This window comes from Flavobacterium sp. 9R (assembly GCF_902506345.1).
Classification (GTDB): domain Bacteria; phylum Bacteroidota; class Bacteroidia; order Flavobacteriales; family Flavobacteriaceae; genus Flavobacterium.
In genome coordinates this window covers 2,018,970-2,043,796 of record NZ_LR733413.1, presented here as the reverse complement: position 1 = coordinate 2,043,796, position 24,827 = coordinate 2,018,970, and the positions used below count along the sequence as shown (strand labels likewise).

Genomic DNA, 24,827 nt, shown 5'->3' with positions numbered 1-24,827 from the left:
CACAACAAACAAATAGTAAAAAAAATGAAAAAATTAGTTTTAAGCTTATCAATCGTAGCTTTATTTTTAGGTAGTTGTTCATCTGACAATGAAGAAATCACTACACAACCAATACCTACTGGAACTATTACAGGAGACATTACTACTGCAAAAACATATCCATTAGGAAACTACACTATACAAGGGACTGTAAAAATCAAAAGCGGAGGATCTTTAACTATCGAAGCGGGTTCAACAATCACTGCTACAATTGCTGACGGAACAGCTGATGCTCTTTTAGTAGAAAACGGAGGTAAATTATTCCTTAACGGAACTGCTGCCTTGCCAATTGTATTTACTGAAGCTTCTAAAACTCCAGGATCTTGGGGAGGAATTATTATGTTTGGAGATGCTCCAATCGTTGGTGCAAATGGAGTAACAACTGCTACATCAGAAGACGGTAACAACTTACCTTACGGTGGAACAAATGCTGCACACAATGGTGGTACTTTAAAATATGTAAGAGTTGAATACGCTGGAAAAAAATTGACTGACAACACTAGTGAAATGAACGGATTCTCATTCTATTCTGTAGGATCAGGAACGGTATTAGAAAACTTAGTAGCTTACAAAGGAGCTGATGATGGTTTTGAATTTTATGGTGGAACCGTTAGTGCTAAAAACTTAATCTCTTACGGTAACTTTGATGATTCTTTCGACTGGCAAGATGGTTGGAGAGGTGATGCTAATACTAACTGGTTAGCTTACCAAGTTGCAACTGGAAACTACGGAATGGAAATTGAAGCAAAATCTGTAAACAATGCTTTCGGTCCTAAAATTAGCAATATTACATTAACAAGAGCAGCTGGTACTGTAACTGAAGGAGGTTCTTCTGCTGCTGAATATGACGCTATCCAATTCAAAAAAGAAGGAAATGGTGAATATTCAAACGTGGTAATCTCAGGATATACTACTGGTACTACAGCCCTTCCTGCTACAGCTGTTAGAATTCAAGATAAATCAACAAATGATAACCAAGTAAATGGTGGTAAAATCAAAATGTTAAATGTAAAAATCAATGATGGTACTTCACAGTTTGCTGGTGTAGGAACAACTTTTACAGTTGACTTCAAAGGAAACTATACTACAAGTACTACAGCTACAGGAGCCACATTAACAGCTGGCGCGTGGGCAATTGTTGACGGAGTTAGCTTGATCAAATAATTTCAGGTTTCTTTTTTTGTACATTATAAAATGCCTTTCAAAATTGAAAGGCATTTTTTTATTTATTTAAAATGAATTTTATATCTTTACTATTAAATCTAAGCTAATGGTAAAAAACTACTCTTATATTATACTCTTATTGGTCTTGTTTTTTTCTGTGAGTGTTTCAGCTCAAGAGGTAAAGCAACAACCAAAGACACAAGAAAACACTTCTATCGAAGGGTTGAGCTTGTATCCAAATCCTGTGAGTAATGGTAAAGTATACATTTCTACCAAAGAGGATTTAGAAAAAGAAATCACCATTTTTGATGTTTTAGGAAAAAAAGTACTTCAAACGCAATTGAGTTCAAGAGAACTTAATGTTTCCTCGCTTTCTCCTGGAGTGTACATCATAAAAATCAATGAAAATCAAGCCACAGCAACACGCAAACTAATCATCAGATAACTATAATTAACCACCCAAAAAAAGCTCCAACAAAATTGGAGCTTTTTTTTGTCTACTCCACTTTGATTATAAACTCATAAAAGAGCAAAAAAGTATACCTTTGCCAAAAAAATACTGCATTGGTCTCAAATTCTGATCTTTTTTCGATTTCCAACCAAAAGCAATTTGAAAAAATAGCTTTAAAAACCTTTCGTTATCAATACGAAAACAACTTGGTTTATCAAGAATTTTGTGATTTATTACATACCGATGTACAAAAAGTAAAAACATTGCAACAAATTCCGTTTTTACCCATTCAGTTTTTCAAAAGTCATAGGGTTGTGAGCAATAACGAAGCTCCTCAAGCTATTTTTACGAGCAGCGGAACTACAGGTATGACCACAAGTCAACACCTAGTTACTGATGTCACTCTTTACGAAGAAAGTTATCGCCGAGGGTTTTCTCAATTTTATGGCAATATTGAAAATTATGTCGTTTTAGCTCTTTTACCTTCTTATTTAGAACGCGAAGGATCCTCTTTGATTTATATGGTCGAAGATTTGATTCAGTTATCCAATCAACCCGAAAGTGGCTTTTACCTCAACAATCACGACGAATTAATAGAAAAGTTAATCGAACTGGATAGTCTGGGACAAAATGTGATTTTGATTGGTGTTACCTATGCCTTATTGGACTTGATTGAAAAAAGAAAATTCCAACTCCAAAACACCATCATTATGGAAACGGGCGGTATGAAAGGCAAGCGCAAAGAAATGATACGCGAAGAATTACACCAACAATTATGTGCTGGTTTTGGGGTTTCTAGCATTCATTCAGAATACGGGATGACCGAATTACTCTCACAGGCATATTCGCTTGGAGAAGGCATATTTGAATGCCCTTCTTGGATGCAAATACTTATTCGAGATACCGAAGATGCTTTAAGCTATATAACCAACGGAAAGACTGGAGGAATCAACGTAATTGATTTGGCCAATCGCAATTCCTGCTCCTTTATTGCTACTCAAGATTTGGGAAAAAAATACGCTAATGGCACTTTTGAAGTATTAGGCCGTTTTGACAATTCGGATATTCGTGGGTGCAATTTGATGGTAGTTTAATTCTTTTTCAATGAGAAAAATATTGATGTTCTTTTTTTGCTTTCCACTATTGGTTGCTGCTCAATTACAAATAAAAATCAACACAATTACTACTGATAACAGTGATAAAAACCATAGAAAATTCAACATTGAATATACTCTAGAAAACACTAGTGATAAAGAAATTGCCTTTTTCTTCACTCCAAATCATTTCAATTCTGCTCACCGTGGATCCTTGCAAACAGCAATGTTATTTAAAATATTTGAAAATGACACATTAATTCCTGCCGACGGAATTCTCTCAAATTCAAAAAATAACTATTCCAAACTCTCAAACATATTAGATATTGAGGAGAAAATGAAAACTTTAGACAAAATGAAAGCAGATGAGTTAAACATCACTATAGACTCACTCCGTTCCTATCGAAAAAAAATCATCAGTGATTCTGATTTTTTTCAAAAAGAATCTAGCAAAAAATTAATGAGTAGCATAATTAGGCTGCCTTCAAAATCACACAAAACGTACCATCAAATTCTTTATTGGAACAAAAAAAGATACTTTAAAACCGATGATAACGAATATTATTTAGGAGAAACAAGTCCCTTTTTTATTGAACTTTCCTTAGTTGCACTTAAAGAAGAATTGAGTTTTAAATTAAGTTCCGAAGACTTCAAAATCATAAAAAGCGATACTTCTTTTATTAAAGGCTATTTTACATCTAACAAAACTCTCATCGATTTGTCAAAATAAAAAAAGTCCGCAATAAAAATTGCAGACTTTTTAGTGTATAAATTTCGGGTGTTACACCACTCTAATCACAAAATAATTTTTCTTACCACTTTGCAACAAGACAAATCTATCGTTGATTAAATCATTGGCCGTCAATACAAAATCTTCTTTTACTTTTTCTCTATTAACCGAAATAGAATTGGCCGTCAAAGCTCTTCTCGCTTCACCGTTTGATTTAAAGAAACCTGTTTTTTCATTTAAAACTATAATGATATCCAAGCCAACTTCCACTTCATTTTTGGCAATTTCAGCCTGAGGAACACCGTCAAAAACTTCTAAAAATGTGGCTTCATCTAATTGTTTCAAATCATCGGCAGTAGCATTTCCAAACAAAATTCCAGAAGCTTTAATTGCATTTTCTAAATCTTCCTTAGAATGTACCATAATCGTGATTTCCTCGGCTAATTTCTTTTGTAACAAACGTAAATGAGGTGCTTCTCTATGTTGCAACGTTAACTCCTCGATGGCTTCTTTGGTCAAGAACGTAAAAATTTTGATATATTTCTCAGCGTCAACATCAGAAGTATTCAACCAATATTGGTAGAATTTATAAGGTGACGTTCTAGCGGCATCCAACCAAATATTTCCTCCTTCGGATTTTCCAAACTTAGTTCCATCAGCTTTAGTAATCAAAGGACAAGTTAGAGCATAGGCTTTTCCTCCTTCTTTTCTTCGAACCAACTCAGTTCCTGTGGTAATATTTCCCCATTGGTCACTTCCTCCCATTTGTAGGGTACAACCTTTGGCTTTGTATAAATGCAAGAAATCATAGCCTTGCACCAACTGATAGGTAAACTCCGTGAAAGACATTCCCTCGGCTGCTTCTGAGGACAAACGTTTCTTTACCGAATCTTTCGCCATCATATAATTCACTGTAATGTGCTTTCCGATATCGCGAATGAAATCCAGAAACGAAAATTCTTTCATCCAGTCATAGTTGTTCACCAATTCGGCAGCATTGTCAGCATTCGAAGTAAAATCTAAGAAACGAGCCAATTGGCCTTTTATCGCTTCTTGATTATGACGTAAAGTGGGTTCATCTAATAAATTTCTTTCATTTGATTTTCCAGATGGGTCTCCAATCATTCCAGTGGCACCACCAACCAAAGCCAATGGTTTATGTCCAGCTAACTGAAAATGTTTCAATAGCATCACGCCTACCAAATGACCAATATGCAATGAATCGGCAGTTGGGTCAATACCCACATATGCCACACGCATTTGCTCCAACAAATGTTCTTCGGTGCCTGGCATAACATCGTGGAGCATTCCTCTCCAAGTCACTTCTTCAATAAAATTCTTCATTTTTTTTTCAATTTTGACAAAGATAACAATTTCGATGGCAATGACAATTTGAGTTATGAGTCAAAATAGTATATTTGCCCATATGATATTAGTAACAGGAGGAACTGGCTTAGTTGGCGCACATTTATTACTTCATTTGATAGAAAATGGAGAACAAGTTCGAGCAATCTATCGAACAGAAGCAAATTGTGTTAAAACCAAAGCGCTATTTAGCCATTACCAAAAAGAGCATTTGTTTGGTGCAATTGAATGGGTACCAGGAGATATTTTGGACATTCCTTCTCTTGAGATGGCATTCCAAAACATAAAACAAGTGTATCATTGTGCTGCTTTGATTTCCTTTGACCCCAAAGACGAAAACGCCATCCGAAAAACGAATATCGAAGGAACCGCCAATATTGTCAATTTTTGTTTGGCAAAAAAAATCGAAAAGCTATGTTTTGTAAGTTCGATTGCCGCATTGGGCGACTTAGCTCCTCACGAATCAGAAATCACCGAAACTACCGAATGGAATCCAGAAAAACCGCATAGCGATTATGCTATTTCAAAATACGGCGCCGAAATGGAAGTTTGGCGCGGTCAGCAAGAAGGACTGAAGGTCATTATTGTAAATCCAGGTGTGATTTTAGGTCCAGGTTTTCCATCGCAAGGAAGTGGGACTTTGTTTACTACTATAAAAAAAGGGTTGTCTTACCACACTTTAGGAACCACTGCTTTTATCGCCATTCCAGATGTCATAAACAGTATGTACCGCTTAATGAAAAGCGATTGTTGCAACGAAAGATTCACATTAATTGCCGAAAACTTAGTCTTCAAAGACGTTTTCTTTAGTATCGCTGATGCCTTAAAAGTAAAAAGACCGACACATTATGCCAGTCCTTTACTTACTACTATTGCTTGGAAAACAGATGCCTTTTTAGCATTTTTAAACCTTAAAAAACGTACTTTTAGTCGTGTAACTGCCAAAGCTTCGCATTCTGCAATACCTTACAGCAACCAGAAAATCGTTTCCCAATTAGAACCTACTTTTAAGAACATAAAAGTTTACATTCAAGAGATTGCACCTACGTTTTAAGTTATTGTGCTAATTTTTCTGCTCTACTTTCTGGAGATACTGGAGTTACTTTCTTTAACTTTTTCTGTTTCTGTTTGATGATGGTATCCATTTTATCACTATTGGCTTGCAGTCGTTTCTGCACCTGCTCAAACATAGCTTTATACTCCTCAATAGAAGAGGCATAATAAATATTACTCTGCGAAAACTGAGCACTATCGATTTTGTATTTTTTAAAAATGAAATCTTTAGGCGAAATTTTTTGGTACTCCGTTTTAGACATCATTTGATATTTTGAAGCTTCTAGCAAGGCCAAATCATAAAAAACATTGACCATAACCGCTTTGTCAATCAACTTTTTGGGAGTTTTGACTGTTTCTTCTTTTCGACATCCAACGAATGAAACTAAGAGTGCAAAAAATAGGATTCCTTTTTTCATTTTATCTATCAAATAATAATCGTTTACCAGCCTTCTTTGGACTTACTTTAAACCCTTGGTACACCAATTGACCGTTTACAAAAGTGTGGGTAATTCTAGATTTGAAAGTATAACCTTCAAAAGGCGACCAACCACATTTGGCTAAAATATTTTCTTTTTTTACGCTCCAAGGCAAGCCTGCATTCACGATGGCCAAATCCGCATAATAACCCACTTTAATAAAGCCTCGTTTCTCAATTTTGAAAAGCGATGCTGGATTGTGGCACATTTTCTCCACAATTTTTTCGATAGTGATTTTTCCTTGATGATAAGCTTCAAACATCGCCACTACTGCGTGTTGTACCAACGGTCCGCCAGAAGGGGCTTTGGTATACACTTGGCTTTTTTCCTCTAATGTATGAGGAGCGTGATCTGTAGCAATTACATCAATTCTTCCATCATTTACCGCTTTCCATAAAGCTTCGCGGTCATTGGCTGTTTTAACTGCTGGATTCCATTTGATAAAGTTTCCTTTGGTTTTATAATCTTCGTCCGAAAACCATAAATGGTGAATACATACTTCAGCAGTAATCATTTTTTCGGACAATGGAATTTTATTGGTAAACAAATCTAACTCCTTAGCAGTAGAGATGTGAAAAACGTGTAATCTTGCTCCCGTTTTCTTGGCCAATTCTACAGTTCGAGATGACGACAAATAACAAGCCTCTTCAGAACGAATTAACGGATGGCACTCCACTGGAATATCATCACCGTATTGTTCTTTATATTTGGCTAAATTCGATTTCACTGTACTTTCATCTTCACAATGTACAGCGATTAGCAATTTGGTACTTGAGAAGATTTTCTCTAATGAAGCGGTACTATCTACCAACATATCTCCAGTTGAAGAACCCAAAAAGAGCTTAAGTCCAGCAACATTTCGCGGATTTGTCTTTAAGATTTCCTCCAAATTATCGTTGGTTCCCCCCATCATAAATGAATAGTTGGCAAAAGAAGACTCCGCTGCAATTTGGTATTTTTGCTCTAATAACTCTTGTGTTACAGCATTTGGAACGGTGTTGGGTTGCTCAATAAATGAGGTTATCCCTCCCGCTACAGCCGCTCTAGATTCAGATTCTATGTCACCTTTATGGGTTAGACCTGGCTCTCTAAAGTGCACCTGATCATCGATAGCACCAGGAATCAAATAGTTTCCTTCGGCATCAATAATTTTACAATCGGATGACTTTGGACTAATTGTTTCAGCAATTTCTACAATCAAATCATTTTCAATTAATAAATCGCCTTCAAAAATGGTCCCCTCATTTACAATCTTAGCATTCTTTATTAAAATCTTATTCATCTTTTATGTTTTTAAAGTCTTTTGATTAATTGTCGGAGTCGGAGTGAAATTACTCCAAAAACAGCTTCTATAATAATGGAGTTACTCATTTTCGAAACCCCTTTGGTTCGATCCGTAAAAATAATTGGAACTTCGGTGATTTCAAATTTATTGCAGTACGTTCTGTATTTCATTTCAATTTGAAAAGCATAGCCTACAAATTTTATTCTATCAATATTAATGCTTTCTAAAACTTCTCTTTTGTAACAAACAAAACCCGCTGTAGCGTCGTGAATTTTCATTCCAGTGATCATTCTAACGTAAACAGAAGCAAAATACGACATCAAAACACGACTCAAAGGCCAGTTGACCACATTTACTCCCGTTACATATCGAGAACCAATGGCTAAATCTGCTCCGCCAAAATGACAAGCATCGTATAGTTTTTCTAAATCATTTGGATTATGAGAGAAATCAGCATCCATTTCAAAAATGAACTGATACTTGTGTTGTAACGCCCACTTGAATCCGTGAACATATGCCGTTCCAAGACCAGATTTTTCTTTTCTTTTTTCTAAAAATAATCTTCCTGGATATTCTTCTTGAAGCAAAGCCACCTTGTCAGCAGTGTGATCGGGTGAATTATCATCTATAATTAGAATATGAAAAGATTTGTGCTGAGAAAGTGTAGCTCGAATGATTTTTTCGACATTCTCAATTTCGTTATAGGTTGGAATTATAACAATACTATCGTTCATATTTGTAGCAATTTCACGGCAAAAGTAAACTTTTTATAGCATTTGATTCATAATAAATCTATAATAAAAAGATTGAAACAAAAAATTAGTAATTTTGTTGACTATGATGGATCCTGTACTTCACCCGAGAATAATAGAGAACAAAGACTGGGCAACAGCACTTTTTGTCCTTTCCTTAATATTAATTGCTTTGACCAAATCGGTCTTTGAAAATCGATTTAATGATTTTACCAAATTAATTTATTCGGACAAGTACATCAAAATGTATCGCGATAGTAGCCATTTAATGAGTGGCTTCACCATAGCGCTTTTTGTGGTACAAATCATTTCATTCTCTTTTTTTCTGCAACTATTTTTGAGCTATTATGGTCGTGCTTCAAAATCGGATTGGATGCTGTTCATCCAATTATTTACTTTTATCACCTATTTTATTTTGGCTAAATTCTTGATTGAGAAGATTATTGCTACTGCATTCAAAATCGAAGAATTTATGGAGCAGTTCAATCTTAAAAAAGTTACCTATCGTACTTACATTGGGCTAATTATCTTACCTATCGATTTAATTCTATATTATTTTGATGTCTTTTCCAAAAACATTTTTTTGCCAATTTTTGTTATTGCATTGATAATAAACCTCTTCACTTATTTACTCACAATAAAAAACTACCAAAGTTTAATAATGGGTAAATTGTTTTATTTTATTTTATATCTTTGCGCACTTGAAATAGCACCCTATTATTTTATGTATTATTGGTTTACAAAAGGGAATACTTAGACAATATCAACTATGAAAGTGAAAACAATTTTGGTGTCACAACCAGAACCTAAAGTAGAGAACTCTCCTTACTTTGAGTTGCAACAAAAGCATAAAGTAAAAATTGATTTCAGGCCTTTTATTCATGTAGAAGGAGTCAGCGCAAAAGAAATTCGATTGCAAAAAATCGACCTACACAATTACAGCGCTATTATTTTAACTAGTCGTAATGCGGTAGATCACTTTTTTAGAGTTGCCGAAGAAATGCGTTACAAAGTTCCCGAAGATTTAAAATATTTTTGCCAATCAGAAGCCATTGCTTTTTACCTTCAAAAATATGTAGTGTATAGAAAACGTAAAATCTACGTTGGACCAAAAGATTTCGCAGATTTATCTCCGCTAATTAAAAAATACAAAGACGAAAAATTCTTATTACCAGCATCAGACCAATTGAATGCAGATATACCAGTTACTTTAAATACTTTGAAAGTAGATTGGACTCCTGCTACTTTTTACAAAACAGTAATGAGTGATTTATCTGATTTGGCCGATGTTTATTATGATGTTTTAGCTTTTTTCAGTCCAACTGGAATTAAATCATTGTACAAAAACTTCCCAGATTTTGAGCAAAACAATACAAGAATTGCTGTTTTCGGAAGCACTACTCAAAAAGAAGCTTTAGATTGTGGTTTACGAGTTGACATTATGGCTCCAACTCCTGGAACTCCATCAATGACAATGGCCTTAGAAAAATACATCGCCGAAGTTAACAAAGGAAAATAATACATTCAACTTTCAAAATATAAAATCCAAATTCCAATTACTAAACGGAATTTGGATTTTTTTTATACCCTCAAATTTGATTTTAATTTCAAATCTAAACTAAAATCATTATTTTAGTTAAAAATTATAATATGAAAATCAATTCTCTTATAGTTGAAATTGACGGAATCGACAAAGAAATTTTGCGCTACCTGATGGAGGATGCCAGAAAACCTATTTTGCAAATTGCTAATAAAATTGGGATTTCGGGTGCAGCCATTCATCAACGACTGCGCAAATTGGAGCAATCGGGCGTAATTTCTGGGTCAAAATTTACGGTAAGCCACAAAGTATTGGGTTACAACACAATGGCTTTTGTAGGCGTTTATCTAGATAAAGCCGCCCGAAATTCAGAAGCTGTAAAAGATTTAAGAAAAATTCCAGAAGTACTCGAATGCCATTACACCACAGGGAACTGGTCTATTTTAATAAAAATCATTTGTCGAGATAACGAACATTTAATGCAACTTTTGAATTCAAAAATCCAAACGATAGAAGGCGTTTCAAGAACCGAAACGTTTATATCGCTAGAGCAGCAAATAGAACGACAAATACAACTCTAAAAACCTCAAATTTCAAATTCCAAATTCCAAATTCCAAGTAAAATAAAAAATTCCAACCTCAAGACTTCGAGATTGGAATTTGGATGTTATATTTTGGGATTTTTCTTTTACTCTCTTCTGCCTCCCATATAAATGGAAACATAGTATAACAAAGTCGCAATAGATCCCAAAGCTGCTACTACATAGGTTCTAGCTGCCCATTTTAAAGAATCTTCGGCTCCATCATACTCGGCGCGATTGAGCATGTTTTTATTTTTCAACCAAGCCAAAGCGCGATTACTTGCGTCATATTCTACTGGTAAAGTAACAATAGAAAACAAAGTGGTGGCTGCAAAAATCACAATCCCAATCAGCAACAAGCTCGGAAAGGTTTTAATCATTAGAATTCCTGCCAACAAAATCCATTGTACAAATCCAGAAGCAACACTCACAATAGGTACCAACTTAGAACGCATTTGCAACCATTCGTACCCCACAGCATGCTGTACAGCATGACCACATTCGTGCGCCGCAACAGCTGCTGCCGCTGCATTTCGCTGATTGTACACCGCCTCACTCAAATTGACTGTTTTATCTACAGGATTATAATGATCTGTTAATTGTCCTGGAGTCGAAATGACACGAACATCATAAATTCCATTGTCTGTAAGCATTTTTTGAGCAATTTCCGCACCCGACATACCATTTTGCAATTGCAATTTAGAATAGTGCGCAAATTTACTCTTCAATCTTGAACTTACTAACCAGCTGAAAAGCATAATGGCTCCAGCCAAAATCAAATAACCACTTCCCATATTTTTGTCTTTTAGTTTATATTTTTTGTCTCAGTTGTTGATAACAATTTACGAACCAAATTTGAAAAATGCCATTTTGACACGAGTTAAATATTCTATAAAAAAAATCCAAACTCCAATCGCTAAATAGACTGAACCCAAAAGTTTGGACAAATTTATAATTAATTTTGATAATGATGAGCTCGATATTTAGTCGGGCTCATTTTGTTTAAATTGGACTTGGTTCTGTCGTTATTGTAATAGTTTATATATTCATTCAATAAAACTGACAAAGTCCTAATCGGGGCATAAGTAGCTAACTTTGATCGAAGAGAAGGTTCACTTTGTCAGTTTGGTTGTTGATTAAAAGTAATTTAAATTTATTTAGCAAATCTAAAGGATCGCAGCGGCATCCTTTTGTGCAGCGATAGCGGAACAAAAGATATAGCGGAGAGCGGGAACGTTGCTGGCTGTAAATGCCTATTCTTTCGCTCCTGATTGGGATTATGGTTGATTAAATCGTTTCTGTTTTGATATTCCTTTTTTATGAAGAAAAGCTTCTGAGTAACCTTTGTTTTTTCAGAATTTGCAATTACAAAAATTTCTAATCCTACAGCGAAAAAAAAATTAACAGTCGTTTATGAGGGTCGAGTTTTAGGTCATTTTATAAATTTTTTTATTAAAGACAAATTTTTGTAGTGTATTCCTTTGATTTTCAGGTCGTAAAATTAGCATTGTACTATTTATTTTATTATATTTGAGTTAAGAATAATATTATTGCCGTTTGCCTTGATTTTACCAAATTTTTATTTTTTGCTCAAAAAGTCAATTCTAAATTAGTTTTGACTTTAAACGAAGCTTAAAAAATTTTAAATAATCTAATAAAACCTATATATTATGAAAATCACTATTGTAGGAAGTGGCTATGTTGGTCTTGTAACAGGAGCCTGTTTTTCCGAAGTTGGTATTAATGTTACGTGTGTAGATATAGACCGTAATAAAATAGACAAGCTTAACGAGGGAATCATCCCTATTTATGAGCCTGGACTTGAAGATATGATTACCCGAAATATGAAAAAAGGGCGATTACTTTTTACCACAAACATACAAGAAGCCTTAATTGATTCCGAAGTTTTATTTATTTCTGTAGGAACACCACCCGATGAAGACGGTAGTGCCGACTTAAAATATGTATTGGCAGTTGCGAGAGATTGCGGAAAATATATTAATGATTACTTATTGGTTGTAACCAAAAGTACTGTGCCTGTTGGAACTTCTCAGAAGGTAAAAGTAGCACTACAAGAAGAGTTAGATAAGAGAAAGGTTTCCATAAACTTTGATGTTGCTTCCAATCCCGAATTTCTAAAAGAAGGAGCAGCCATTGATGATTTCTTAAAACCCGATAGAATTGTAGTGGGGCTTGAAAGCGAAAGAGCTCAAGAGTTAATGAAGAGTTTGTACAAGCCGTTTACGCTGAATGGTCATCCAATCATTTTTATGGATATCGTTTCTGCAGAAATGACCAAATATGCTGCGAATTCTATGCTTGCCGCAAAAATTAGTTTTATCAACGACATTGCTAATCTTTGCGAAATTGTTGGAGCTGATATTAATAAAGTCCGCAAAGGAATTGGTTCTGACTCCCGAATTGGAAATAAATTTATATATCCAGGTATTGGTTATGGTGGGTCTTGTTTTCCTAAAGATGTACAAGCATTAATCAAAACGGCTGGCGAATACGATTATGAATTGCGAGTATTAAAAGCTGTAGAAGCTGTTAACAATGACCAAAAATTAGTGCTTTTTCATAAAATAATGAAGTATTTTAATGGAGATGTCAAAGGCAAAACCATTGCACTATGGGGGCTTTCTTTTAAACCTCAAACCGATGATATGCGCGAAGCGCCTTCGTTATATATTGTAAAAAATCTACTGAAAGCAGGGGCAATTGTAAAAGCCTACGATCCAATCGCTATTAATGAAGCGAAACATCATTTTGGAGACACCATTTCGTATTACGAAGACCAATACGAAACTCTTATTGATGCCGACTGTTTGGCAATTCTAACCGAATGGCCAGAATTCAAATTTCCAAATCTAAAAATTGTTCAAAAATTACTTCATAGACCTGCAATTTTTGATGGACGTAACATCTACGATAAAGACGAAATGAAACAAAACGGTTTTGATTATTTCTGTATTGGAGTGAATACTTCAAAATAGGTAAGCTCTCGTAAATAGTAATTCGGTTTTAAAAACACAGGTTATGGCAATGAAAAAAATTTTAGTAACTGGTGGTGCCGGTTTTGTAGGTTCACATTTGTGTGAACGTCTATTAAATGAGGGCAATGAGGTCTATTGTTTGGATAATTTTTTTACTGGACAAAAAAAGAATGTGGTTCATTTGTTAGACAACCCCTATTTTGAATTGATTCGTCACGATGTGACTACTCCATTCTTTATTGAAACGGATGAGATTTACAATCTCGCTTGTCCAGCTTCGCCAATACATTACCAACACAATCCTATAAAAACAATCAAGACCTCTGTGATGGGAGCCATTAATATGTTAGGACTTGCCAAACGAGTAAATGCTAAAATATTACAAGCATCGACTAGCGAAGTGTATGGAGATCCGTTGGTACATCCGCAGCCAGAATCGTATTGGGGACACGTAAACCCAATCGGGGAGCGCTCTTGTTATGATGAAGGCAAACGCTGTGCTGAAACATTATTCATTGATTACCACAAACAGAATAATGTTAAAATTAAAATCATAAGAATATTCAATACCTATGGTCCAAGAATGGATCCTAATGACGGAAGGGTTGTTTCGAATTTTATTGTTCAGGCTTTACAAAATCAAGATATCACTATTTACGGAAAAGGACAGCAAACTAGAAGTTTTCAGTATGTAGATGATTTAGTGGAAGGAATGATAAAATTGATGGATACACCAGACCACTTTACGGGGCCCGTAAATGTGGGAAATCCAAATGAATTTACCATTCTTGAATTGGCAGAAAAAGTGATACAACTAACGGGTTCAAAATCAAAACTGATTTACCAACCCTTGCCTTCTGATGATCCTATGATGCGTCAGCCAGATATAACGATTGCCAAAAAAGAGTTAGACTGGTCTCCAAAAATTCAGTTGGATGAAGGTTTAATTGAAACGATAAAGTTTTTTGAATCAATTATTTAGTTGAGTTTTGAGTGCTATTAAAATGTTGCTGTTATGAAATTATACAATCTTCAATTGGTTGAAAAAATGTGTCGAGGCAATCAAGAACAGATTGCAAAGATGGCTGAAGTATTTGTAGAACAAATTATAGATGCTATAAACGAGATAGAAACAGCCTACACAGAAAAGGATTTTATAAAAATCGTTAGACTATCACATAAGATAAAACCAACGTTAGCTTATTTTGGAACAGATCAATTAGCTGAAGAATTCCTTCTTACCGAAGATTTATTGTCTAATGAAATTACTGCACCAGAAGTTGATATGAAAATTGCATCTCTAAAGTTGATTGCACAAGAAGTGGTAGATCAAATGAAAAATGATTTTAATATAACGAATACCTAAAATTATGAAGAAAAAGATATTAGTAGTAGATGATGAAATAAGCATTTGCTTGTTATTGCAAAATTTTCTTTCTCAGGATTATGAAGTTATAACAATACACGACGCTGTGGAAGCCCTTCAATGGCTTGATGAGAGTCTGCCAGATTTAATAATAAGTGATATCCAAATGACAAATATGGATGGTTATGAGTTTTTGACTAAGGTCAGACAACGTGGATTTACCAAACATACGCCTTTTATTATGTTATCGGGTAAGTCAGAAAGTAAAGAGCGAATAAAGTGTTATAGACTGGGTGCTCAGGATTACCTGACCAAACCCTTCAATCCAGAAGAATTGGAAGAATTGGTCAAGAAAAATATCTACCCCATTCATTTTGCCATAGAATGGTGAGAACTTTAGCACTATTTGCAATTTAAATTAAGTCCTTATGAACTCAAATCTAACAATTTTATATATCGGTAGCACTGCAGATTATTTTAATCAAAAAGAATTTGAAAATTGGACTATAACTGTTTTAGAAAATAGTGTCAAGGCTACAAAATACCTACAGTCTACAAAAAAAATAGATGCTATTATTTGTGATTATAATTTGCCAGGCAACAATGGTTTTTTTCTATATGATTGGATTAGGGCACAAAGTGAATACGACGCTATTCCCTTTGTATTGCTTGTTAAAGATTTTAATCCAGATCTCTATAAAACAGCATTTAGAAAGCAAATGGATGATTTTTATGTGATTTCAAGTACAGCAGCAAGTGCTATTCTTAATAGAATTGAGTTCTTATCCCAACATAGAAAACCAAAACACAAAAAAGAAATAGTATTCGATTTCAGTGAGGAAATGTATAAAATGCCGCTTTCAAAACGCATATTCGACATTTTTGTAGCTTCATCGGTCCTTATTGTAGCTTCTCCATTTTTACTACTTGTTATCGCAGCCATTCGACTTGAATCCAAAGGGAAAGTATATTACATTTCAAAACGTGTGGGCAGAAAAACTTTCGATTTTTATAAATTAAGATCGATGCGAACAGGATCTGACGAGTTACTAAAAAAACTAGCAGCCGAAAAAAATCAATATAAAAAAGAAACGACAAAGGCTTCGGACAGCCCGTTGGATATTCCTTGTCCAAAATGTAGTGAACTACCCGATGGAGAAACTTGTTCTCCTATTATGTATTTAGACTCCTATGCAATTTGTGATTATTGGTTCAATGTACAAAAAAATGAAGCCGCCAAAAATAATTCAACTTTTGTGAAAATTGTAGACGATCCAAGGGTTACAAAAGTGGGTAAGTTTATCAGAAATACCAGTATAGATGAACTACCACAGCTTATCAATGTGCTAAAAGGCGATATGTCTATTGTAGGCAACAGGCCGCTACCCGTTTATGAAGCAGAAATGCTAACTGGTGATGAATTATCCAAACGGTTTTTGGCACCACCAGGAATTACAGGTTTATGGCAAGTTGAATTAAGAGGAAAAGGCGGAAAAATGTCCGAAGAAGAACGAATGCGCCTCGATAATGAATATGCGGATCAATTTAAAGGAGATAACTATTCCTTTTGGTACGATATGAAACTCATTTTAAGAACGATTCCCGCATTACTTCAAAAAGGTTCTGTGTAATAAATAAGATTTGATTCTTGTATACTTATGAAAAAACAAATTAAAATAATATCCATTATTAGTGTTTTTGTTTTATGCTTCTATAACACACAAGCTCAAACCGCTCAAAATAAAGATACTTTACTAACTGGTAACGAGTTTCACTTTCCGCCTCTAAAAGTGGTTTTAGATTCTGTATTGAAAAGAAATGCAATGGTCAAGTTTAGAAAGAATCACGTTGGTGTAAAAGAATCTACTCTAGCATCAGAGCGTATTTTTTGGACAAGAAATATTGGTGTACAAGTAGATGGTAGATATGGTACTTTAAATAATTTTTCTAATAATGATGATGGGGTTTCAAATACAGCTTTTTCAACATTGTCCACGCAATACAACTATAGTGTGGGGATGTATCTAAAATTTCCGGTGTTTGATATGTTAAACAGAAAGAATCAACTCAAACTAGCGAGACTAGAAATTGAAGAAGCCAAAAATATGACCAAATTTCAAGAAGATGAAATACGGCAAACGGTAATTAGGATGTACCAAGACGTTATTTTAAAGCAACGATTACTGCAAATACGATCTAAAAACTTTGGTAACGGAAAAGTAAATATGGAAATGGTCGAAAAAGAATTTAGAAACGGTGTGGTACCCGTTGCAGAATATGTGCGAATAACTAGTATTACTTCTAATCTTGAGGCCGATTATGAATCCGCAAAGGCAGAATTTATAATTGCAAAACAATTGCTCGAAGACATGTCAGGACTTGTATTCGATTTAATAAATTAAAAAAGAAAGATGAAAATAATTGATTTTGTACGATTGATTTTAAAGCATCTACTGCTCTTGCTACTGGTTCCAATTGTATTGGCTTCATTGGTTATATTGCTTACTAGAAATCCATCTTTTGAATATTCTTCTCAAACGGTTTTATACACGGGTATCGCGACAGGCTCTTCTATTGAAATGGATAAAACATTCAATTATCAAGCATCGAACGCAGCCTTTGATAACCTGATTAATATTATCAATTCACGTGAAACCCAAGAAGAAGTTGCCGTTAGGTTACTAGCTCAGCATTTGATGCTCCCAGAAGCCAATCCGAGATACATATCCAAAACGTTTTATGACCAATTAAAAAGCAAAGTACCAGCTTCCTTGTATAAATATGTAGTACACGAAAATAAACCAGAGTCTTCTTCAATGGAAATAAATGATCCAGATAAAGCATTATTTCCCCCTGAAATCAATAGAGCGGATTACGAAAAGACGGTTAAAAATTTAATGGCTTTAATGAAGAGTAGCAATACTAATTATGTATATGAACTATTGAACTACGGTAAAGATGACCATTATTCTCTTAAGGCGATTGCTACTGTAACAGCTATGCGAATTTCAAATAGTGATTTGATAAAATTAAGTTATACCGTTAATGATCCAGGGATTTGCCAACAAACACTTGCCATCTATAATCGAGTTTGTATTGTTAATTACAAGCACATTAAAGAAAATAGATCTGATGCAGTGGTAAAATACTTCGAAGCTCAGTTAGAAAATGCTAGACAAAAATTAGCCGCTGCTGAAGATATTCTTCTAGAGTTTAATAAATCTTCTAATATCATCAACTACTACGAACAGAGTAAGGCTGTTGCGGTAGTTAAAGAAGATATGGATGTCGATTACAATAAAAAAATAGCTGATTTAGCTGGGATTCAAGCATCAACTAAACGATTGGAAGAAAAGTTAAAAATTCAAGAGGCCATACAACTTAAGACCAATGCAATTCTGGATAAAAAGAAACAAATCGGAGACCTTAACTACAAAATAGCTTTAATCAAGGCGAGATTCGAATCGACGAATAATGAAAGCGATTTGGCAAAAATAGAAGAGCTAAATAAAAAAGCCGAAGCCTTATCTAATGATATAAAAAGAAATGTTGCTGAGTTGTATTCTTATCAAAATTCTATAGATGGTTTGCCTGTTTCTAAAATTCTTCCAGATTGGATAAATAATGTAGTCGAAGCAGATAATATTAAAGCAAAACTCAATATTATAAACGGACAGAATAAAGAGTTTCAGAAAAAATATGCCAATTATGCTCCAGCTGGCGCGACGATTAAAAGAATTGAAAGAGAGATTTCGGTATCTGAACAAGGCTATTTAGAAATACTTCACGGATTAAATTTAGCCAAACTCAAACTTCAGGACAGTGAGCTAACCTCCAATTTGAAAGCCATTGACCCTCCTTATTATCCTTTATCACCAAACCCTACCAAACGAGCGCTATTAGTTATTGCAGCGGCGATTTTAGGAGGTCTAATTACTTTGGCCATTATTTTTGTGATGGAGTATTTTGATGATACTTTGAAGAATGCTAAAATAGCCAGTAAAAAGTTAGGCTTGAATTCTTTGGGTATGATGCCTAAATTAATAGTAGACCCCGGAAGCATTAATTTACCCTACATTCAAAAAAGATTAATTGAAATCATTACACAAAATGTGTTGCAGTATTTTGTGACACATCCCTCAGAGAATAAAACAAAAACCATCGTTGTCTTTAGCACTCAAAAACAAGAAGGAAAAACGGTAATGGCAGGAAACATTGCCAAAACATTGAAAAATGAAGGCAAAGAAGTCGTGATGCTTACATATGAAGGCGCAAAAAAAACAGTAAAACAACACCCGAAGTTTTCAGGACTAAATAAATTTTTAGGCTATGCAGACCCTAGAATCGATTATGATAATCCATTTTTAGCCGATGTTTCTAGTTATCTAAACGAGACCGAGTATTATACTTATGCAATAAACAATACCTTTTATAACGCTCAAAACTATTCCGACATTTTAAATCAAAATGGCATTACGCTCAATTGTGCTCCCGATTTTGTAATTATTGAATTACCTCCTCTAATTGATTATATCTATCCAACGGAATTATTAAATCAAGCTGATTTGAATATCCTCGTATGCCGCTCTAATCGAGTCTGGTCAGATGCAGACCAATTGGCAATGAAAAATATAGTAGAAACAGCTGCTTCAAAAATTAATTTTATAATTAATGGAGTCCAAATCAATGAAATTGAATCCATTTTAGGGGAATTGCCTAAAAAACGAAGTGTATTGAGAAAGAAATTAAAAGCGATGTTCAAATTTCAATTTTTTTCTAAAGCCCAAATCTAAAATGAACTGATGAAAACGCTCAAAAAGATAGTGCGAGAAGATAATTTTCTGTCCTTGACAGGGAATCTTGTCATTGCCGTTTTAGGCATTGCAGGTTTTGCATTATTAGCGAGAAGTTTGTCTCTGGATGTTTTTGGGCAATGGGTGTTATTTATTACCGGCGGGTCTTTTGTAGAAATGTTTCGCTTTGGCATTACCAATAATGGTTTAATACGTTTTTTATCGGGAGCAGACGCTTCGTCTAGAATGGAACTTATTGGTTCTAATGCCTTAATTGGTTTGGTGGCAACTCTTGCAATAGCATTGATTTTGATTGTGTGCTATGTACTGTTCAATGACGTAATTAGTGCTTCTGGATATCATCTATTTTTTAAATGGTATCCATTATTGGCTTTTCTAAATCTTCCTTGGAATAATGCGCTAGTTGTCTTGCAAGCAGACAGAGCATACGGAAAAATACTGCTGTTAAAATCGGTGAATAGCGGCCTTTTCTTCTTAGTGATTTTAACTAATTTTTTCCTAGAGCTGTTGACATTAGATGAATTAGTAATGGCAATGCTTATCATCAACGCCTTGACTTCCTTCATAAGCATAGTTTTGGGTTGGGACGGTACAAAAAACATTTTCAAAGCCAACAAAAAGACCAATAGCACATTATTAAATTTCGGAAAATATACTACGTTCACCTTAATTGGAACCAACTTGTTGAGAAGCGCCGATACCATAATTATCAGTTTAAGTCCATTAGGGAGTGCCGCTGTCGCTTTGTATAGTATTCCATTAAAATTGACAGAATTACAGCAAATTCCACTGCGAAGTTTTGTGGCTACTGCTTTTCCTAAAATGTCTAAGGCAAGCGTTCAGGGCAAGGTGGAAGAAGTAAGAGATTTGTTCTACACCTACTCTGGAGCTTTAACGTATCTTTTTGCTGGTTTAAGTGTATTCACATTCGTATTTGCTGAATTCTTTGTATTAGTAATAAGTGGAAGACAGTATTTAGAAACGGATCCTCAAACGGGATTTAATGTTGTCAATATTGTTCGAGTATTTTCCATTTATGGGTTGTTATTGCCTATCGATAGAATGACAGGTATTGGTTTGGATAGCATCAATAAACCAAAAATTAATGCCATAAAAGTATTCGTGATGGTTCTAGCGAATATAATAGGTGATTGTATCGCCATTTTTATATTCCAATCGTTGTTGCTAGTGGCAGTTGCATCTATACTTTTTACTTTAATTGGCATTTGGATGGGAATGTATTTTTTAGACAAAGAACTGTCTTTGAGTTATAAAGAAATTTTCTCAAGCGGAATCGATTTTTATAAAAGCCTTATTCATAAAGTAAAGAGAACAAATTTGAAGGAATCATAAACACCTAATAAAAGTAAAGTGAACACGAACAGTAATAATATAAATCCCTTTGATAAAGCATCTGGTTCAGCTAGTTTATCTAGCCCGAAGGGACTTTTGTTATTGCTTGTAACGGTTGTGATCATCGCATTATTAATTGCGAAATTAAAAACAGTAGGAATAGGGCTTTTAATTGCACTACTATTTTTGGTTTTCTACCTGTACAAGTTGTTTTCAAATCCTATTCTGGGATTCTATACTGCTATTGGTCTGAACTTTTTGATACTTGGTTTAACTCGATATATAACTGGATTGCCTCTAGGTTTTGCAATAGATGGCGTAATGATTTTGACTTTTTTAGCGTTAATTTTTTCTAGATTTAGAGAAAAGGTAGATTGGTCTCCTGCCAATAGAGATATTACCATTTTTGCTGGGATTTGGTTATTGTATTGCATATTTCAATTGGTAAATCCAGAAGCCCGAAGTGTTGAAGCTTGGATAGCGGGTAGAGGTCTTGGATTTTATTTCTTTTTCTTTTTAGTGCTCACCTTTTTATTCATCGATACCCACAAAAAGTTAGACACGCTTTTATATATCTGGGGTGTTTTTTCAATAATTGCCAGCCTGCACGGAATGAAGCAGTTGTTCATTGGGGTAGATGAGGCTGAACAAGCTTGGTTAAATGCAGGTGCAGCGCAGACCCATGTGCTTTTTGGTAAATTAAGGGTGTTTTCTTTTTTTAGTGATGCGGGTCAATTTGGAGGAAATCAAGGGTATACAGGTGTTGTGGCTATTATTTATTCGATGACCAAAAAAGGTTTTGCTAAAGCTTTTTTTATAATCGTTGGAATATTAGGATTCTACGGAATGGTAATCTCTGGAACTAGAGGTGCAATCGGTGTTCCTTTGGGTGGACTTATGACCTTTTTCTTCTTAAGGAAAAACATCAAAGTATTGGCATTAGGGGTACTATTTCTAGCAATGGTTTTTGTTTTTTTCAAATACACTACTATCGCTAATGGAAATGACCAAATACGAAGAATGCGAACTGCATTTGACCCCAATGAGCCTTCTTTGCAAGTACGATTGAACAATCAAAAAATACTGAAAGCTTATTTGGCATCAAGACCATTTGGAGGAGGGATTGGGCATGCAGGCGACAAAGCACAACGGTTTTTGCCCAATGCATTTCTTTCTCACGTAGCTACTGACAGTTGGTACGTTTTGATTTGGGCAGAATTAGGAATTGTGGGATTGGTATTCCATTTGTTTGTTTTGTTTTATGTAATTGGAAAAGCATCCTACAAAGTTATGTTTACCATTAGAGACCCAATAACTAAGTTGAAAATGAGTGCGCTAATTTCTGGAATGGCGGGTGTTATGGCAGCTTCTTATGGCAATGCTGTTTTGGGACAAATGCCAACAGCCTTGCTCATATATGCAACTATGGCGATTATATCGAATCCAGAGATTTTTGAAGCCGACCAACAAAAAGAAGAACTTGAGTTGCGTACGGCACAAAATGTATAAAATTGAAATTACTATGTAAAGCTTAACTAATCAATCATTAAACCCAAAAAGCTATGTACTATAGAAATGTGAAAGATTTAAATAATATCATACTTCAGCGATTAAGTATCATTCCTCGTGATTTTGATTTGATTGTTGGTGTTCCGAGAAGTGGAATGCTACCAGCAAATTTATTGGCTTTGTATCTCAATAGGCCTTATACAGATATTCATTCTTTTTTGAATGGGCATATTTATAAAGCAGGTGCCAGAAGCCAGTTTTTTGATATTTCTGAATTTAAAAAAATACTTGTGGTCGATGATAGTATTGCCTCGGGAGCTGCTATGGTTGAGGTTAAAGAAAGCTTGGAACATCTCAAGGATCAATTCAATATAAAATATTGTGCCGTTTATGTCATTCCAGGAAAAGAAAAAATGGTCGATTATTTCTTTGAAGTGGTGCCTTTGCCAAGGTATTTTCAGTGGAATATTCTCAATCATACCACTCTAGAGAAAGCCTGCTTTGACATTGATGGGGTTTTGTGTGCAGATCCTTTGCCAGAACAAAATGACGATGGAGAAAAATACATCGATTTTATTTTGAATGCCCCACCATTGTTTATTCCAGGAAGCAAGATTGGTACAATTGTTACCTCACGACTAGAGAAATACCGCAAAGAAACCGAAACTTGGTTAGCTGCAAACAATATCAAATATAATGAATTGGTTATGCTGGATTTACCCAATATGGAAGCCAGACAGCGAGCCAACAGTCACGGCGACCATAAGGCAAAAGCCTACTTAGCAAAACCTTATGTGCTTTTTGTTGAAAGCGAATACCATCAGGCTGTAGAAATCAATAGGTTGTCCAAAAAGCCCGTTTTATGTACCGCTAATTTCGAAATGATATTCGAATCGGAATCTTTTATGTACAATCTTAAAAGTGGTAAGCACCTTCCTTTCTTGAGAAAATACGCTTTAAAAGCGAGAGATGTACTGAGAAAGTTCAAATAAGTAAATGAATAAAGCACCAACAATTTTTAATTAAAAATTTAAATTATGCTTCTATTTAATATCATACAAATTGTTTTGCTACTCCTTTTGGGTTTTGCAACCTTATATATTTTACTGTTTTCAATAGCAAGCTTATTTTATAAACAACAAAAATATTCCGATAACGGAAATATAAAGAAAATTGCTGTGCTTATTCCAGGTTACAAAGAAGATGAAGTAATTGTAGAAGTGGCCAATGCGGCTTTGCAACAAGAGTATCCGTCTACGCATTATGATGTGGTAATCATTGCAGATTCTTTTCAAGAAGAAACAATTTCAGCCTTAAAAACGTTACCCATAATCGTTATTGAGGTAAGTTTTGAAAAAAGCACAAAATCCAAAGCGTTGAATAAAGCTATGGCAACTCTCGAAAGGGATTATGATATAGCAGTGGTTTTAGATGCTGATAATGTGATGGCAAATGACTTTTTGAAGCAAGTAAATGCAGCATTTGAATCTGGATTCACTGCCGTGCAAGGCCATCGAACAGCCAAAAACACGAACAATTCTTGGGCTATTTTAGATGCTATTAGCGAAGAAATCAATAATAACATTTTCAGAAAAGGGCATCGTGTTTTAGGATTATCTTCTGCAATAATTGGTTCTGGAATGGCTTTTCAATATAATTATTTTAAAACCCTTATGGCAAGCGCTACCGCCGTTGGTGGATTTGATAAAGAAATTGAACTCAAAATGCTAAAAGAGGGACATACCATTGTATACCTCAATGATGCCATAGTTTTTGATGAAAAAATTCAAAAAGCTGAAGTGTTTGGCAATCAACGTCGCCGATGGTTGTCCGCACAATTGCATTACTTTAAGAAAGATATTTTGACTGCCACTAAACATTTATTACTCAAAGGCAATGTCGATTATTTCGACAAGGCAATTCAATTTATTCAGCCTCCTAGGATATTATTGCTCGGAGCCGTTATATTGTGCAGCGCTAGTTTTGTTCTGCTGAACTATTGGTTAGACAACCCAAAAGCGTATTCGAAGTATTGGGTGGTTTTACTAATTGCTTGTGTGTTGTCTTTTGTTTTCTCTGTGCCAAAATCCTTTTACAATCGCAAAACTTTAAAAGCATTAATGAGTTTGCCAAAAGGAATGTTGATGATGTTGTTGTCTCTACTAAAAATAAAAGGAGCCAATAAAACATTTATACATACGCAACATACATCAAGCTCTTCAAAATAAAGTTGTTGTAATTCAATAAGTTGTTTCA

At 34.7% G+C, this 24,827-nt stretch carries 25 protein-coding genes; 19 read left to right on the top strand and 6 right to left on the bottom strand.

Annotated elements, in window-relative coordinates; genetic code table 11:
* Nucleotides 1–24 precede the first annotated feature (24 nt).
* The 4 genes from FLAVO9AF_RS09185 to FLAVO9AF_RS09170 all read left to right on the top strand — a co-directional run bounded on the left by FLAVO9AF_RS09185 (nt 25) and on the right by FLAVO9AF_RS09170 (nt 3,478).
* The gene (locus tag FLAVO9AF_RS09185; RefSeq protein ID WP_159687392.1) at nt 25–1,203 is read left to right on the top strand and encodes a hypothetical protein; all 1,179 of its coding nucleotides are present in this window, start codon (nt 25–27) and stop codon (nt 1,201–1,203) included.
* A gap of 106 nt (nt 1,204–1,309) precedes the next feature.
* Nucleotides 1,310–1,648, top strand: a complete 339-nt coding sequence (locus FLAVO9AF_RS09180) for a T9SS type A sorting domain-containing protein (protein WP_159687390.1) — start codon at nt 1,310–1,312, stop codon at nt 1,646–1,648.
* Between the two features lie 119 nt (nt 1,649–1,767).
* On the top strand, nt 1,768–2,748 hold the full coding sequence (locus FLAVO9AF_RS09175; protein ID WP_159687388.1) for an acyl transferase: 981 nt from the start codon (nt 1,768–1,770) through the stop codon (nt 2,746–2,748).
* Nucleotides 2,749–2,758: 10 nt separating this feature from the next.
* Complete coding sequence (locus FLAVO9AF_RS09170) at nt 2,759–3,478, top strand: hypothetical protein (protein WP_159687385.1); 720 nt, start codon at nt 2,759–2,761, stop codon at nt 3,476–3,478.
* 51 nt (nt 3,479–3,529) lie between these two features.
* Here FLAVO9AF_RS09170 and tyrS read toward each other — a convergent pair whose 3' ends face one another.
* The gene (tyrS, locus tag FLAVO9AF_RS09165; RefSeq protein ID WP_159687383.1) at nt 3,530–4,822 is read right to left on the bottom strand and encodes a tyrosine--tRNA ligase; all 1,293 of its coding nucleotides are present in this window, start codon (nt 4,820–4,822) and stop codon (nt 3,530–3,532) included.
* An 82-nt stretch (nt 4,823–4,904) separates the two neighbouring features.
* Here tyrS and FLAVO9AF_RS09160 point away from each other — a divergent pair, with 82 nt between their 5' ends.
* Entirely contained in the window at nt 4,905–5,897 is a 993-nt protein-coding gene (locus tag FLAVO9AF_RS09160; protein ID WP_159687381.1) for an NAD-dependent epimerase/dehydratase family protein, read from the top strand.
* A 1-nt stretch (nt 5,898) separates the two neighbouring features.
* Here FLAVO9AF_RS09160 and FLAVO9AF_RS09155 read toward each other — a convergent pair whose 3' ends face one another.
* From FLAVO9AF_RS09155 to FLAVO9AF_RS09145, 3 genes are read right to left on the bottom strand one after another with little or no spacing between them, the layout of a single operon-like run.
* A complete protein-coding gene (locus FLAVO9AF_RS09155) occupies nt 5,899–6,315 on the bottom strand; it encodes a DUF4296 domain-containing protein (RefSeq protein WP_159687378.1) in 417 nt (138 codons plus the stop codon).
* Between the two features lies 1 nt (nt 6,316).
* Entirely contained in the window at nt 6,317–7,657 is a 1,341-nt protein-coding gene (locus FLAVO9AF_RS09150) for a dihydroorotase (RefSeq protein ID WP_159687375.1), read from the bottom strand.
* Nucleotides 7,658–7,668: 11 nt separating this feature from the next.
* Nucleotides 7,669–8,394, bottom strand: coding sequence for a polyprenol monophosphomannose synthase (locus FLAVO9AF_RS09145; protein ID WP_159687372.1), 726 nt, complete (start codon nt 8,392–8,394; stop codon nt 7,669–7,671).
* A gap of 103 nt (nt 8,395–8,497) precedes the next feature.
* On the opposite strand from FLAVO9AF_RS09145, the gene FLAVO9AF_RS09140 reads away from it, so the two are divergent.
* The 3 genes from FLAVO9AF_RS09140 to FLAVO9AF_RS09130 all read left to right on the top strand — a co-directional run bounded on the left by FLAVO9AF_RS09140 (nt 8,498) and on the right by FLAVO9AF_RS09130 (nt 10,533).
* Nucleotides 8,498–9,169 carry a DUF4271 domain-containing protein gene (locus FLAVO9AF_RS09140; RefSeq protein WP_370516455.1) on the top strand — a complete coding sequence of 224 codons (672 nt, stop codon included), beginning with the start codon at nt 8,498–8,500 and terminating at the stop codon, nt 9,167–9,169.
* Between the two features lie 12 nt (nt 9,170–9,181).
* Entirely contained in the window at nt 9,182–9,931 is a 750-nt protein-coding gene (locus FLAVO9AF_RS09135) for a uroporphyrinogen-III synthase (protein ID WP_159687369.1), read from the top strand.
* Nucleotides 9,932–10,062: 131 nt separating this feature from the next.
* Nucleotides 10,063–10,533 (top strand): Lrp/AsnC family transcriptional regulator, encoded by a 471-nt coding sequence (locus FLAVO9AF_RS09130; protein ID WP_159687366.1) that lies wholly within the window; start codon nt 10,063–10,065, stop codon nt 10,531–10,533.
* A gap of 107 nt (nt 10,534–10,640) precedes the next feature.
* Here FLAVO9AF_RS09130 and FLAVO9AF_RS09125 read toward each other — a convergent pair whose 3' ends face one another.
* The gene (locus tag FLAVO9AF_RS09125; RefSeq protein WP_159687364.1) at nt 10,641–11,327 is read right to left on the bottom strand and encodes a zinc metallopeptidase; all 687 of its coding nucleotides are present in this window, start codon (nt 11,325–11,327) and stop codon (nt 10,641–10,643) included.
* 161 nt (nt 11,328–11,488) lie between these two features.
* The gene (locus tag FLAVO9AF_RS15780) at nt 11,489–11,608 is read right to left on the bottom strand and encodes an IS3 family transposase (protein WP_370516467.1); all 120 of its coding nucleotides are present in this window, start codon (nt 11,606–11,608) and stop codon (nt 11,489–11,491) included.
* Nucleotides 11,609–12,203: 595 nt separating this feature from the next.
* Between FLAVO9AF_RS15780 and FLAVO9AF_RS09115 the strand changes: the two genes are divergently transcribed.
* The 11 genes from FLAVO9AF_RS09115 to FLAVO9AF_RS09065 are packed head-to-tail and all read left to right on the top strand — an operon-like array spanning nt 12,204 to nt 24,799.
* Entirely contained in the window at nt 12,204–13,529 is a 1,326-nt protein-coding gene (locus FLAVO9AF_RS09115; RefSeq protein WP_159687358.1) for a UDP-glucose/GDP-mannose dehydrogenase family protein, read from the top strand.
* Between the two features lie 49 nt (nt 13,530–13,578).
* Nucleotides 13,579–14,511, top strand: coding sequence for a UDP-glucuronic acid decarboxylase family protein (locus FLAVO9AF_RS09110; RefSeq protein WP_159691003.1), 933 nt, complete (start codon nt 13,579–13,581; stop codon nt 14,509–14,511).
* Nucleotides 14,512–14,544: 33 nt separating this feature from the next.
* The gene (locus FLAVO9AF_RS09105) at nt 14,545–14,895 is read left to right on the top strand and encodes an Hpt domain-containing protein (RefSeq protein ID WP_159687355.1); all 351 of its coding nucleotides are present in this window, start codon (nt 14,545–14,547) and stop codon (nt 14,893–14,895) included.
* Nucleotides 14,896–14,899: 4 nt separating this feature from the next.
* A complete protein-coding gene (locus FLAVO9AF_RS09100) occupies nt 14,900–15,286 on the top strand; it encodes a response regulator (protein ID WP_159687352.1) in 387 nt (128 codons plus the stop codon).
* A 37-nt stretch (nt 15,287–15,323) separates the two neighbouring features.
* Complete coding sequence (locus tag FLAVO9AF_RS15735; protein ID WP_159687350.1) at nt 15,324–16,526, top strand: sugar transferase; 1,203 nt, start codon at nt 15,324–15,326, stop codon at nt 16,524–16,526.
* 27 nt (nt 16,527–16,553) lie between these two features.
* The gene (locus tag FLAVO9AF_RS09090; protein ID WP_159687348.1) at nt 16,554–17,297 is read left to right on the top strand and encodes a TolC family protein; all 744 of its coding nucleotides are present in this window, start codon (nt 16,554–16,556) and stop codon (nt 17,295–17,297) included.
* 9 nt (nt 17,298–17,306) lie between these two features.
* Entirely contained in the window at nt 17,307–19,688 is a 2,382-nt protein-coding gene (locus FLAVO9AF_RS09085; RefSeq protein ID WP_159687345.1) for a hypothetical protein, read from the top strand.
* A 9-nt stretch (nt 19,689–19,697) separates the two neighbouring features.
* Entirely contained in the window at nt 19,698–21,062 is a 1,365-nt protein-coding gene (locus tag FLAVO9AF_RS09080; RefSeq protein WP_159687342.1) for a lipopolysaccharide biosynthesis protein, read from the top strand.
* An 18-nt stretch (nt 21,063–21,080) separates the two neighbouring features.
* Nucleotides 21,081–22,571 (top strand): O-antigen ligase, encoded by a 1,491-nt coding sequence (locus FLAVO9AF_RS09075; protein WP_159687339.1) that lies wholly within the window; start codon nt 21,081–21,083, stop codon nt 22,569–22,571.
* A gap of 53 nt (nt 22,572–22,624) precedes the next feature.
* Complete coding sequence (locus FLAVO9AF_RS09070) at nt 22,625–23,563, top strand: phosphoribosyltransferase family protein (RefSeq protein ID WP_159687336.1); 939 nt, start codon at nt 22,625–22,627, stop codon at nt 23,561–23,563.
* A gap of 45 nt (nt 23,564–23,608) precedes the next feature.
* Nucleotides 23,609–24,799, top strand: coding sequence for a glycosyltransferase family 2 protein (locus FLAVO9AF_RS09065; protein WP_159687333.1), 1,191 nt, complete (start codon nt 23,609–23,611; stop codon nt 24,797–24,799).
* The last annotated feature ends 28 nt before the right edge of the window (nt 24,800–24,827 follow it).